This window comes from Blastococcus sp. SYSU DS0510 (assembly GCF_054050835.1).
On sequence record NZ_JBJHAC010000008.1, the window covers coordinates 48,573 to 60,717 of the forward strand.

11 protein-coding genes are annotated in these 12,145 nt (G+C 75.1%); 9 read left to right on the plus strand and 2 right to left on the minus strand.

Annotated features, from left to right (window positions below; translation table 11 throughout):
* The first annotated feature begins 48 nt into the window (after positions 1 to 48).
* The 7 genes from ACI79P_RS08555 to ACI79P_RS08585 are packed head-to-tail and all read left to right on the plus strand — an operon-like array spanning position 49 to position 7,233.
* A complete protein-coding gene (locus tag ACI79P_RS08555; protein ID WP_456580610.1) occupies positions 49 to 2,388 on the plus strand; it encodes a CDP-alcohol phosphatidyltransferase family protein in 2,340 nt (779 codons plus the stop codon).
* Positions 2,385 to 3,374, plus strand: a complete 990-nt coding sequence (locus ACI79P_RS08560; protein WP_456580611.1) for a zinc-dependent alcohol dehydrogenase — start codon at positions 2,385 to 2,387, stop codon at positions 3,372 to 3,374. The genes ACI79P_RS08555 and ACI79P_RS08560 overlap by 4 nt, the downstream gene beginning before the upstream one ends.
* A gap of 4 nt (positions 3,375 to 3,378) precedes the next feature.
* On the plus strand, positions 3,379 to 3,777 hold the full coding sequence (locus tag ACI79P_RS08565; protein ID WP_456580612.1) for a 6-pyruvoyl trahydropterin synthase family protein: 399 nt from the start codon (positions 3,379 to 3,381) through the stop codon (positions 3,775 to 3,777).
* Complete coding sequence (locus ACI79P_RS08570; protein WP_456580613.1) at positions 3,774 to 4,853, plus strand: glycosyltransferase family 4 protein; 1,080 nt, start codon at positions 3,774 to 3,776, stop codon at positions 4,851 to 4,853. Before ACI79P_RS08565 ends, ACI79P_RS08570 begins: the two co-directional genes overlap by 4 nt.
* A gap of 19 nt (positions 4,854 to 4,872) precedes the next feature.
* Positions 4,873 to 5,871 (plus strand): lysylphosphatidylglycerol synthase transmembrane domain-containing protein, encoded by a 999-nt coding sequence (locus ACI79P_RS08575; RefSeq protein WP_456580614.1) that lies wholly within the window; start codon positions 4,873 to 4,875, stop codon positions 5,869 to 5,871.
* A complete protein-coding gene (locus tag ACI79P_RS08580; protein ID WP_456580615.1) occupies positions 5,864 to 6,583 on the plus strand; it encodes a RibD family protein in 720 nt (239 codons plus the stop codon). The genes ACI79P_RS08575 and ACI79P_RS08580 overlap by 8 nt, the downstream gene beginning before the upstream one ends.
* Positions 6,580 to 7,233: a GTP cyclohydrolase II gene (locus ACI79P_RS08585; RefSeq protein ID WP_456580616.1), complete on the plus strand. Its 654-nt coding sequence runs from the start codon at positions 6,580 to 6,582 to the stop codon at positions 7,231 to 7,233. The genes ACI79P_RS08580 and ACI79P_RS08585 overlap by 4 nt, the downstream gene beginning before the upstream one ends.
* Before the next feature lie 54 nt (positions 7,234 to 7,287).
* Here ACI79P_RS08585 and secA read toward each other — a convergent pair whose 3' ends face one another.
* The gene (gene secA / locus ACI79P_RS08590; RefSeq protein ID WP_456580617.1) at positions 7,288 to 10,323 is read right to left on the minus strand and encodes a preprotein translocase subunit SecA; all 3,036 of its coding nucleotides are present in this window, start codon (positions 10,321 to 10,323) and stop codon (positions 7,288 to 7,290) included.
* 83 nt (positions 10,324 to 10,406) lie between these two features.
* Here secA and ACI79P_RS08595 point away from each other — a divergent pair, with 83 nt between their 5' ends.
* Together ACI79P_RS08595 and ACI79P_RS08600 are read left to right on the plus strand one after the other, a co-directional pair.
* Positions 10,407 to 10,799 carry a pyridoxamine 5'-phosphate oxidase family protein gene (locus ACI79P_RS08595; RefSeq protein ID WP_456580618.1) on the plus strand — a complete coding sequence of 131 codons (393 nt, stop codon included), beginning with the start codon at positions 10,407 to 10,409 and terminating at the stop codon, positions 10,797 to 10,799.
* Between the two features lie 10 nt (positions 10,800 to 10,809).
* Entirely contained in the window at positions 10,810 to 11,415 is a 606-nt protein-coding gene (locus ACI79P_RS08600; protein WP_456580619.1) for a GNAT family N-acetyltransferase, read from the plus strand.
* A 33-nt stretch (positions 11,416 to 11,448) separates the two neighbouring features.
* Here the strand turns inward: ACI79P_RS08600 and hpf are convergent, their stop codons facing one another.
* Positions 11,449 to 12,141 (minus strand): ribosome hibernation-promoting factor, HPF/YfiA family, encoded by a 693-nt coding sequence (hpf, locus tag ACI79P_RS08605; RefSeq protein ID WP_456580620.1) that lies wholly within the window; start codon positions 12,139 to 12,141, stop codon positions 11,449 to 11,451.
* Between the last annotated feature and the right edge of the window lie 4 nt (positions 12,142 to 12,145).

Below are 12,145 nucleotides of genomic sequence, written 5' to 3' on the forward strand. Positions count from 1 at the left end.
GAGCCGTGCTCCCCGGCAGAGGCCGCCCTGGACCGTCACGGAGGTGCGATGCGCGCTCCCCGGTTCGAGATGGTCCTGGGCGCGCTGGGCACCGCCGCCCTGCTCGGCGTCCTGTCGCTGACCGTCGGGCTGGACGCCGCGGGCTGGTCGGTGGGGCTCGCCTCCGGCTGGGCCGCGACCGCGCTGCTGGTCGTCGGCCGGGCCCGCCGCGGCGAGCCGGTCCTCCCGCCGGACCGGGTGACCCTGGGCCGGGCGCTGCTGACCGCCGGGGTCGCCGGTCTCGTCGCGGACTCCGCGGACCGGCCACTGCCGGCCACCGCGGTCGTCGTCCTCTCCTCCGTCGCGCTGGTGCTCGACAACGTGGACGGCCGGGTGGCCCGCCGCACCGGGACCGTCACGCCCTTCGGGGCCCGGCTGGACGGCGAGATCGACGCCTTCCTCATCCTCGTCCTGAGCGTGGCGGTCGCCCGGGACCACGGCGCCTGGGTCCTGGCGATCGGCGCCGCCCGGTACGTGTTCCTGGTGGCGGGCTGGGCCCTCCCGTGGCTGGCCGCGCCGCTGCCGCCCCGGTACTGGGGCAAGGTCGTCGCCGCCGTCGCGGGCGTCGTCCTCACCGTCGCGGTCTCCGGCGTCCTGCCCCGCCCGGTCGGCACGGCGGCGGTCGGGGTGGCGCTGCTGCTCCTCGTCGAGTCGTTCGGCCGCAGCGTCGTCTGCCTGTACCGCACCGGCGCGGGACCGCGTACCCGGCGGGCGGTGCGGTTCGCCACCGCGCTGGTCGCGGCGGCGGTGGTGTGGGCGGTCCTCGTCGCGCCCCCTCGGCTGGACCAGCTGACCGCGGCGTCCTTCGCGCGCATCCCGCTGGAAGGGCTCGCCCTGGTGGCCCTCGCTCTCGTGCTGCCCCCGCGCCCCCGACGGGTCGTGGCGGCGGTGGCGGGCGCGGTGCTCGCCGGCCTGGCGATCGTCAAGCTGCTCGACGCCGGCTTCACCGCCCAGCTCGGCCGGCCGTTCAACCCGGTGCTCGACCGGGGCGCGTTCCTGCCGGCGATCGAGGTGGTGCAGGACTCGGTCGGGGAGTCGGCGACCCTGGGCGTCCTCGTCCTGGCCGCGCTCGCCGTCGTGCTGCTCGTCGCGCTCGTCGTCGGGTCGACGATCCGCCTGACCAGCGGCGCCGCCCGGCACCGGAGCCGATCGGTCCGGGGCCTCGCCGCCCTCGGCCTGGCGTGGGCGGTCTGCGCCGCGCTGTCGCTGCAGCTCACCCCCGCCGGCCCCGTCGCATCGGCCAGCGCGGCCGGGCTGGCCCTCGCGCACAGCCGTGACGTCGGGGACGCCCTCGCCGACCAGGAGCGCTTCGACACCGCGGTCCGCTCCGCCGATCCGCGCACCGGTCCGGCGAGCGGGTCGGGGGTGCTCGCCGCGCTGCGCGGCAAGGACGTCGTCATCGCCTTCGTCGAGAGCTACGGCCGGGTCGCCGTCGAGGACCCCGTCATCGCTCCCGGTGTCACGTCCGTGCTGCGCAGCGGCACGACCAGGCTGGAGCGCGCCGGGTTCGAGGCGCGCAGCGCCTTCCTCGACTCGCCGACCTACGGCGGCTACAGCTGGCTCGCCCACGCGACCCTGCAGTCGGGGCTGTGGATCGACGGCCAGCCGCGCTACGACCGGCTCCTGGACAGCGACCGGCGCACGCTCACCAGCGTCTTCTCGGCGGCCGGCTGGCGGACCGTCGCCGTCAACCCGGCCAACGACGCACCGTGGCCGGAGGGCGCGTCGTTCTACCGCTACGACCGCGTCTACGACCGGCACGGCCTGGGCTACCAGGGCCCCGGCTTCAGCTGGGCGACGATGCCCGACCAGTACACCCTCGCCGCCTTCGAGCGGCTCGAGCTGTTCGCGGGGCACCCCCCGGTGATGGCCCAGGTCGACCTCGTCTCCTCCCACCAGCCGTGGACCCCCCAGCCCACGATGGTGCCCTGGGACGAGGTCGGCGACGGCTCCGTCTTCGCCGCCATGGCCACGCAGGGTCCCTCGCCGGAGGAGGCCTGGCGCGACCCCGAGACCGTCCGCCGGCTCTACGCCCAGTCGATCGGGTACGCCCTGGAGGCGCTCATCTCCTGGGTGGTCCGCCTGGACGACGACGACCTCGTCCTCGTCGTCGTCGGTGACCACCAGCCCGTGACGGTGGTGAGCGGCCCCGACGCGGACCGCCAGGTGCCCGTCTCCTTCGTGACCTCGGACCCGGCGGTGCTGCGGAGCATCTCCGCCTGGGACTGGCACGCCGGGCTGCTGCCCGGCCCCACCGCGCCGGTGTGGCCCATGGACGCCTTCCGCGACCGGTTCCTGGACGCGTTCGACGCTGCGCCGGCCGTCCGCGCCGAGGGGCCGGTGCGGTGAGCGGCCCGGCAGCGCCGGCGCGGGCCTTCTGGCTGCGCGGGCCGGGCGCCGGGGAGATCCGGGCGGTCCGGCTGCGGGATCCGGGCCCGGACGACGTCGTGGTGCGCGCGCTGCACTCGGGGATCAGCCGGGGCACGGAGACCCTCGTCTTCCGCGGCGAGGTCCCCGAGCACCAGCGCGAGGCCATGCGGGCGCCCTTCCAGGTCGGGGACTTCCCCGGGCCGGTGCAGTACGGGTACCTGAGCGTGGGGGTGGTCGAGCACGGCCCCGCCGCGCTCGTCGGGCAGACCGTCTTCTGCCTGCACCCGCACCAGACCGTCTACGTCGTCCCCGCCGACGCCGTCGTCCCGGTACCCGACGGCGTCCCGCCCCGGCGCGCCGTGCTGGCCGGCACGGTCGAGACCGCGGTGAACGCGCTCTGGGACGCACCGCCGCTGCTCGGTGACCGGGTCACCGTCGTGGGCGCGGGGATGATCGGGTGCTCCGTCGCGCGGTTGCTGGCGCACTTCCCTTCCACCGAGGTCGAACTGGTCGACGTCGACGAGGCCCGCGCGCCGGTCGCCGAAGCGCTCGGCGTCGCCTTCGCCACGCCGGGCGGCGCCTCGGGCGGGCGCGACGTCGTGGTGCACGCGAGCGCGACCGACGCGGGGCTCCAGCTGTCGATCGACCTGCTCCGGGCCGAGGGCACCGTCCTGGAGCTGAGCTGGTACGGCGACCGGGAGGTGACCCTGTCGCTCGGCGGCGCGTTCCACTCCCGGCGGCTGCAGCTGCGCGGCAGCCAGGTCGGGTCCGTGGCGCCGGCGCGACGGAGCTCGCGGACGTCCCGGGACCGGCTGGCGCTCGCCCTCGACCTGCTGCGGGACGGCTCCTTCGACGCGCTGCTCACCGGCCAGTCGCGGTTCGACGACCTGCCCGACGTGATGGCGCGGCTCGCCGACGGCCGGCTCCCGGCCCTCTGCCACACGATCGCCTACGACGAGGAGTGAGCGCGTGTTCGGTGTGACGGTCCGCGACCACATGATGATCGCCCACAGCTTCACCGGCGAGGTGTTCGGCCCGGCTCAGCGGCTGCACGGCGCCACGTACGTCGTGGACGCGACCGTGCGCCGGGCCGAGCTCGACGACGACGGGGTGGTCGTGGACATCGGTGCGGCCGCCGGGCTGCTGCACGAGGTGCTCGGCGAGCTGACCTATCGCAACCTCGACGAGGACCCCGCGCTGGCCGGCACGAACACCACGACGGAGGCGCTGGCCCGCGTGATCGCCGATCGCCTGGCGGAGCGCATCCACCAGGGCGCGCTCGGTCCGGGCGGGCAGGGGCTGGCGGACCTGGCGGTCACGCTCCACGAGTCGCACATCGCGTGGGCGACCTACGACCGCCCCCTGTGACGCACGTCCGCGTCGTCGTGCCGGCGGGGATCGACGACCCCGCCCGGGTCAGCGGCGGCAACCGCTACGACCGCGCGGTCTGCGACGACCTCCGGAGAGCGGGGTGGCGGGTCACCGAGATCGCCGCCGAGGGGGCGTGGCCGCGGCCCGGCCCGCCCGCGCTGGACGCCCTCGCGGGCGCGCTGGACGCGCTGCCGGACGACGCCCTCGTCCTCGCCGACGGGCTGGTCGCCTCCGCCGCGCGGACCGTGCTCGTGCCCCGGTCGCGCCGGCTCCGGCTCGTCGTGCTGGTGCACATGGTCTTCGGCGGCGACGCCGTCGGGGCCGACGACGAGGGGGCGGTGCTCGCCGCCGCCCGGGCCGTGGTCACCACCAGCCACTGGACCCGTGGTCGTCTGCTGGACCGGTACGGCCTGCCGGCGGCCGGCGTGCACGTCGCCCAGCCCGGCACGGGGCCGGCGCCCGTGAGCCCCCGGTCGGCCGGCGGCGGACGGCTGCTGTGCGTCGGGACGCTGGCTCCGGTGAAGGGCCAGGACCTGCTGCTCGCGGCCCTCGCGGACGTCGCCGCGCTGCCCTGGCGCTGCACGCTGGTCGGCTCCCGGGACCGGCACCCGCGCTTCGCCGCCTCGCTGGAGCGCCGGGCCGCGGCCACCGGGATCGGCGACCGGGTCCGGATCACCGGCGTCCGCACCGGGGAGGCGCTCCGACGCCGGTACCAGGAGGCCGACCTGCTCGTCGTCCCCTCCCGGGCGGAGACCTACGGCATGGTGGTCACCGAGGCGCTGGCCGCCGCGCTCCCCGTGCTCGCCACCCGGGTCGGCGGTCTGCCGGAGTCCGTCGGGCGGACCGCCGCGGGCCCACCCGGTCTCCTCGTGCCCCCGGCGGACCCCGCAGCCCTCGGCGCCGCCCTCGCGCGCTGGCTCAGCGACCGCGGGCTCCGCGACCGCCTCCGGGACGCCGCCCTGCTCCGGAGGGCGGAGCTGCCGGGCTGGCCGGCGACGGGGGCGCGCATCCGCGAGGTCCTGGGGGCGGCCGGTGCTGAACCGGCTGCGCCCGCGGTCCGTGTGGACCGGTGAGACGGACGGAGGCCGAGGGGTGAGCGGACGCGCGTGGGCGAGGGCACGCGTCCTCGGCGGCGTCCTCGTCCTTGCCTTCCTGGTCTGGCGGTTGGGCGCGGATCCGTTCCTGGACGGCGTGCGCGGGCTCGGCCCGGGGGCGTTGCTGGCCGCGGTCGCCATCGGCGCCGCGACGACGGTCTGCTCGGCCTGGCGCTGGCGCGCCGTGGCCGCGGCCCTCGGGGTCGGGTTGCCGATGCGCGCGGCGGTCGCCGCCTACTACCGGGGGCAGTTGCTCAACAGCCTGCTGCCCGGCGGCGTGGTCGGGGACGTCTACCGCGGCGTGCGGCACGGGACCGACGTCGGCGACCTGGGCCGCGCGCTGCGCGCCGTGGTCTGGGAGCGGGTCGCCGGCCAGGTGGTCCAGGCCGCGATGGCGCTGGCGGTGCTGACGACGTTCCCCTCGCCGCTGCGAGGGTGGGCCCTCGCGCTGGCCGCCGCCGGCGCCGTGGCCGCGGGCGTCCTGCTGGTCACCGGCCGCGGCCTGTCGCGGCGGGGTCCGGCCCGCCTGGCCCGGGTGGCCCGCGCGGTGGCGGTCGAGGCCCGCACAGCGCTGCTGCAGCCCTCGACCTGGCCGCCGGTCCTGGTCGCCTCCGTCCTCGCGGTGCTCGGCTACCTCGGCACCTTCCTGCTGGCCGCCCACGCCGCCGGCGTCCCCGTTGCGCCGCAGCAGCTGCTCCCGCTGGCCCTCGTCGTCCTGCTCGCCGCGGCGATCCCGGTCAACGTCGGGGGCTGGGGACCGCGGGAGGGCGTGGCCGCGTGGGTCTTCGCCACGGCCGGGTGGGGCGCCGGTGCCGGCGCGAGCGTCGCCACCGCCTTCGGCGTCCTGATCCTGGTGTCCGTGCTCCCCGGCCTCGTGGTCCTCGTCGCCGACCGGAGACACCCGCCCCGGCCACCCGTCGCCCGGGCGGCGGCGCGCCGGCCGGGGAGCGACCACCTGCACGACGAGGCTCGAGAGGACGGTGCCCTGCATGGCTGACCGGCCCTACACCTTGCTCAGCTGCGGCATGTCGATCGACGGCTACCTGGACAGCACGGACGCCACCAGGTTGCACCTGTCCAACGACGCCGACTTCGACAGGGTCGACGCGGAGCGCGCCCGCTGCGACGCGATCCTCGTCGGCGCCGCCACGGTCCGGAACGACAACCCCCGCCTGCTGGTCCGGTCGGCCGCCCGGCGCGCCGAACGGGTGGGGCGGGGGCTCCCCGCGTCCCCGGCCAAGGTGACGCTCACCCGGCGCGGGGAGCTCGCCGCGTCGGCCGCCTTCTTCACCACGGGGGACTCCGAGAAGCTCGTCTACTGCCCCACCGGGGCGGCCGGGAACGTCCGGCTCCGGCTGGGGGAGCTCGCGACCGTCGTCGACACGGGCGAGGCGGTGGACGTGGACCCGGCGGCCGTGCTGGAGGACCTCTCCGCCCGCGGCGTCGACCGGGTGATGGTCGAGGGCGGCGGGACGGTCCTCACCCAGTTCCTGACCGCCGGCCTGGCCGACGAGCTGCACCTCGTGGTGGCGCCGTTGTTCGTCGGCGACTCCCGCGCGCCGCGGCTGGTCGGTGACGGGTGCTTCCCCTGGCGGGCCCACCGCCGGGCGGCCCTGGCCGGGGTCCGGCAGATCGGCGACGTGGCGCTGCTCCGGTACGCGCTCTCCGACCGCTTCTGCACCGAGCACGTCACCGGTGAGGACCGATGACACCCGGCCTGCCCGCCGCGGAGATCCGCACCGAGGTCCGGGTCCCGCTCCGCTTCCCCGACGGCTACGCGACCACGGCCGTGGTCAGCAGCTTCCGCGGCCTCGTCGACGGCCGCGAGCACCTGGCTCTCGGGCTGGGCCAACCCGCGGCCGTCCCGCTGGTCCGCCTGCACAGCGAGTGCCTGACCGGGGACGTCTTCGGCAGCCAGCGCTGCGACTGCGGGCCCCAGCTGCGGGAGGCGGTCGAGCGGATCACGGCGGCCGGCGGGTACCTCCTCTACCTCCGCCAGGAGGGGCGGGGCATCGGCCTCTACGACAAGCTCGACGCCTACGCGCTTCAGGACACCGGTCTCGACACGTACGAGGCCAACGTCGCCCTCGGGCACGACCCGGACGAACGGGACTACACGGCCGCCGCACAGATGCTGCGCGCCCTGGGCGTGCCCGCGCTGTCCCTGCTGAGCAACAACCCGGACAAGGCGGCCCAGCTGACCCGCCTCGGGCTCACCCTTGCGGAACGGGTCCCGACCGGGGTGCACGTCTCCCCCGCGAACGTGACCTACCTGTCCGCGAAGGCCCGGTGGGGCCACGACGGCCTGCACCGGGCCGCGCTCCTCGCCGGTGGGACGCCCGGGATGCCGGCCGGGTGACCGCGGCACGACGACGCCCCGCCGACCGGCTGGTCGGCGGGGCGAGGTCCTTCGTCAGCTGCCGGCCGCCCCGTGGCACTGCTTGTACTTCCGGCCCGACCCGCACGGGCAGGGGGCGTTGCGCGGGGTCTCCTTGGTGCCGGTGACCGTCGCAGTCTTGGCGGCCTTCGCCCGGCCGCTCTCGGCCGGGGAGGCATCGAGGCTGGGCGCGGAGTAGGTGAGGTTCTCCGGTGCGCGGCGCGGCTCGTCGAGCCCCTCGACCGTGAGCTCCGGGGCGGGCTTCTCCGCCACCGGCTCCTCGGCCACCGGCTCCTCGGCCACCGGCTGCTCGGCCGTGGGGGCCGCGGGAGCCGGCGCCTCGGCCGCGGGGGCGGTGGGGGCTGCCTCCGCGACGGGGGCTGCCGCGGCCACCGGCGCCTCGGGGGCGGGGGCGGGAGCGGAGCGGCGGGCGGTCGCGGCCGCCGCCGTGCCGGCCGCGGCCCGCGCCGCGGCTGCCTGGCGCGCGAGCACCTTGGCCGTGCCCTCCTGCGCGGCGGCCAGGGCCTTCGCCTCGGCCTCGGCCTGCTTGGCCTTGGCCTCCGCCTCCTGCTGGTCCTTGGTCTTCACCTCGAGGTTGAACAGGAAGCCGACGGACTCCTCCTTGATGCCGTCGAGCATCGCCACGAACATGTCGTAGCCCTCGCGCTGGTACTCCACGACCGGGTCGCGGTTGGCCATCGCGCGCAGGTGGATCCCGGCCCGCAGGTAGTCCATCTCGTAGAGGTGCTCGCGCCACTTGCGGTCGAGCACGCTGAGCAGCACCCGCCGCTCCAGCTCGCGCATGACCTCCGAGCCCAGCGCCGCCTCCCGCTCCTCGTAGGCGCGGTGGACGTCGTCGAGCATCGCGCTCTTGAGGTCCTCGGCGGAGAGGTCGGACTGCTCGCCGCCGGCCGTCTGCTCGACGATCTCCTCGACGGTGATCCCGACCGGGTAGAGCGCCTTGAGCCCGGTCCACAGCTGGTCGAGGTCCCAGTCCTCGGCGTACCCGGTCTCGGTGGCGCCGTCCACGTAGGCGGAGACGACGTCGTCCACCATGGAGGCCACCTGCTCGTGCAGGTCCGCGCCCTCCAGCACCTTGCGCCGCTCGTCGTAGATGACGGTGCGCTGGCGGTTGAGCACCTCGTCGTACTTGAGGACGTTCTTGCGGACCTCGAAGTTCTGCTGCTCCACCTGGGTCTGCGCCGAGAGGATCGCCCGGCTCACCATCTTGGACTCGATCGGCTGGTCGTCGGGCACCCGGAGGGTGTTCATCATCGACTCGAGCATCGGGCCGTTGAAGCGGCGCATGAGGTCGTCGCCCAGGGACAGGTAGAACCGCGACTCCCCCGGATCGCCCTGCCGGCCGGAGCGGCCGCGCAGCTGGTTGTCGATGCGCCGGCTCTCGTGCCGCTCGGTGCCGAGGACGTACAGCCCACCGGCCTCGGTGACCTCCTCGTGCTCGGCCTTGACCTGCGCCTTGGCCGCGTCGAGCGCCTCGTCCCAGGCGGCCTCGTACTCCTCCGGCGTCTCCGTCGGGGAGAGCCCGCGGGCCCGCAGGGCCTCGTCGGCGATGAACTCGGCGTTCCCGCCGAGCTGGATGTCGGTGCCCCGGCCGGCCATGTTGGTGGCCACCGTGACCGCGCCCGGGCGGCCGGCCTGGGCGATGATCGCCGCCTCACGGGCGTGGTTCTTGGCGTTGAGGACCTCGTGCGGGATGCCGCGCCGCAGCAGGAACTTCGAGAGGACCTCGGACTTCTCGACGCTCGCGGTGCCGACCAGCACCGGCTGGCCGGCCTCGTGCCGCTCGGCGATGTCGTCGACGACGGCCTCGAACTTGGCCTTCTCCGTCTTGTAGATGACGTCGGCGCGGTCCGCGCGCACCATCGGCCGGTTCGTGGGGATCGGCACGACACCCAGGGCGTAGGTCTGGGAGAGCTCGGCGGCCTCGGTCTGGGCCGTGCCGGTCATCCCGGAGAGCTTCTCGTAGAGCCGGAAGTAGTTCTGGAGGGTGATCGTGGCGAGCGTCTGGTTCTCGTCCTTGATCTTCACCTTCTCCTTGGCCTCGATGGCCTGGTGCATGCCCTCGTTGTAACGGCGGCCGGCCAGCACGCGGCCGGTGAACTCGTCGACGATGAGGACCTCGCCGTTGCTGACGATGTACTGCTGGTCCTTCTTGAACAGCTCCTTGGCCTTGAGCGCGTTGTTGAGGTAGCTGATCAGCGGGGTGTTCGCCGCCTCGTACAGGTTGTCGATGCCGAGCTGGTCCTCGACGAACTCGACGCCCTCCTCGGTGACGGCGACGGTGCGCTTGTCCTCCTCCACCTCGTAGTGGACGTCGCGCTTCATCATCGGGACCAGGCGGGCGAACTCGCCATACCACTTGGCGCTGGTCTCGGCCGGGCCGCTGATGATCAGCGGGGTGCGGGCCTCGTCGATGAGGATCGAGTCGACCTCGTCGACGATCGCGTAGTGGTGCCCGCGCTGGACCAGATCGGCCTTGCTCCACGCCATGTTGTCGCGCAGGTAGTCGAAACCGAACTCGTTGTTCGTGCCGTAGGTGATGTCGCAGGCGTAGAGCTCGCGCCGCTGGGCCGGGGTCTGGCCGGAGAGGATGCTGCCGACCGACAGCCCGAGGAAGCGGTGCACGCGGCCCATCCACTCGGCGTCGCGCTTGGCCAGGTAGTCGTTGACCGTGACCACGTGCACGCCCTTGCCGGACAGCGCGTTGAGGTAGGCAGGGAGGACGCCGGTGAGCGTCTTCCCCTCACCGGTGCGCATCTCGGCGATGTTGCCCAAGTGAAGCGCCGCGCCGCCCATCAGCTGCACGCGGAAGTGCCGCTGCCCCAGGGTGCGGGTGGCCGCCTCCCGGACGACGGCGAACGCCTCGGGCAGGAGCGCGTCGAGGGACTCGCCCTCGGCGTGGCGCTCCTTGAACTCGTCGGTCTTGGCCCGCAGCTCCGCGTCGGAGAGGTCGGTGTAGTCGTCGGCGAGCGACTCCACCGCGTCGGCGATTCTGCCGAGGCGTCGGACGAGCTTGCCCTCACCGGCACGGAGGATCTTCGAGAACAGCACGACCCCAGCGTAGGCGGCCCGGCCCCGGCTGCGGACGCGGCGACCGCCCGGGGCACCACGCGTCCCATCCGTACGCTGCAGCGATGGCACGCGATCCGTCCGACCCGGGCCCTGGGCTGCTCGAGTTCCTCACCGAGCGGCACCTGGCGACGCTGACCACCCTGCGTCCCGACGGCACGCCGCACGTCGTCCCGGTCGGGGTCACCTACGACGCGCCGACCAGGACCGCCCGGGTGATCACCTCCGGCACCTCCGCCAAGGCCCGGCACGTCCGGGAGGGGCAGGCGCGGGTCGCCGTCTGCCAGGTCGACGGGCGCCGCTGGACCACCCTCGAGGGGACGGCGGTGGTGCGCGAGGACGCCGCCTCGGTGGCCGACGCGGTCGAGCGGTACGCGCGGCGGTACCGCCCGCCGCGGGAGAACCCGGCCCGCGTCGTCATCGAGATCTCGGTGGACCGGATCCTGGGCAACGCGTGACGATGCCCACATGACGTGGGATCCGCGGACCCGGCCGGAGGCTCACCGCGAGCCTGCGAGTGGTGAGTGGGCCGGGGTCCTCTCGCTCGTCGACGAGACGGTGCGCACCGAGCGGCTGGTGCTGCGCCCCTACCGGTCCTCCGACGTCGACGCGGTGCACCGGGCCTCGCAGGACCCCGAGACCCAGCGCTGGATCTCGACGATCCCGGTGCCCTACACGCGCGAGGACGCCCGCCACTACGTGGAGGAGGTGGCCATGCGCGAGCGGACGGACGGCACGGGGCTCTCCGCCGTCGTCGAGGCCGACGGCGAGCTGGCCGGCACCGCCGGGCTGTACCTGCGCCCCGGGCGCCTCGGCCCGGAGATCGGCTACACGATCGCACCGTGGGCGCGCGGCCACGGCTACGCCGCGGAGGCCGCGCACGCGCTCGCCGAGTGGGCCCTCGGGCTCGGCGCGCCCCGGGTGCACCTGTTCGTCGACGTGGGGAACCTCGCGTCGCGGGTCGTCGCCCGCCGTGCGGGGTTCCGCGAGGAGGGCGTGGTCCGGGGCTGCCTGGACCAGCGTGACGGCAGCCGGAGCGACGCGGTGCTGTTCGGCCGGCTCGCCGGCGACTGAGCGGGGCACGGCCAGGGGCCGCGCCCCGCCCGGTCAGACGTTCGCCGGCTGCGGCGCGGCGCTGGGCGCCGAGGCCGGGGAGGCGCCGTCCTGCGACACGGGGGCGAGGCGGATGAGCCCGTAGTCGTAGGCGTGCCGGCGGTAGACGACCGTCGGCTGGCCGGTGTCGGCGCACTGGAACAGGAAGAAGTCGTGGCCGACCAGCTCCATCTCGTGGAGGGCCTGGTCGACGGTCATCGGCGTCGCCGGGTGGTGTTTCTCCCGCACGATCTGGCCGGGCAGGTGCTCGTCGAGGTCGGTGACGTGCGGCCCGGTGGCCAGTTCGCGGTCGAGCTCCAGCTGCTGCTCGATGGTGAGCTCGGGGTGGCCGGTGTCCGGCGCGGCGCCGGTCAGGCGCACGCTGTCGGGGGTCCGCCGGCCGTGGTGCACCCGGCGGCGGTCCGCCGCCCGGCGCAGCCTGTTGTCCAGCTTTCCGCAGGCCAGGTCGAGCGCCGCGTAGAAGTCCGGGCCCGCGGCCTCGGCGCGGACCACCGGGCCCTTGCCGCGCAGGGTGATCTCCACGCGCTGGCAGCTGGCCGACTGGCGGGGGTTCTTCTCGTGGAAGAGCTCGACGTCGATGCGGGACAGCTTGGCGTCGAACCGCTCCAGCTGACCGACCTTGTCCTCGACGTGTTGGCGGTAGTGCTCAGGGACCTCGACGTTGCGACCACGGACCACGATCTCCATGAGA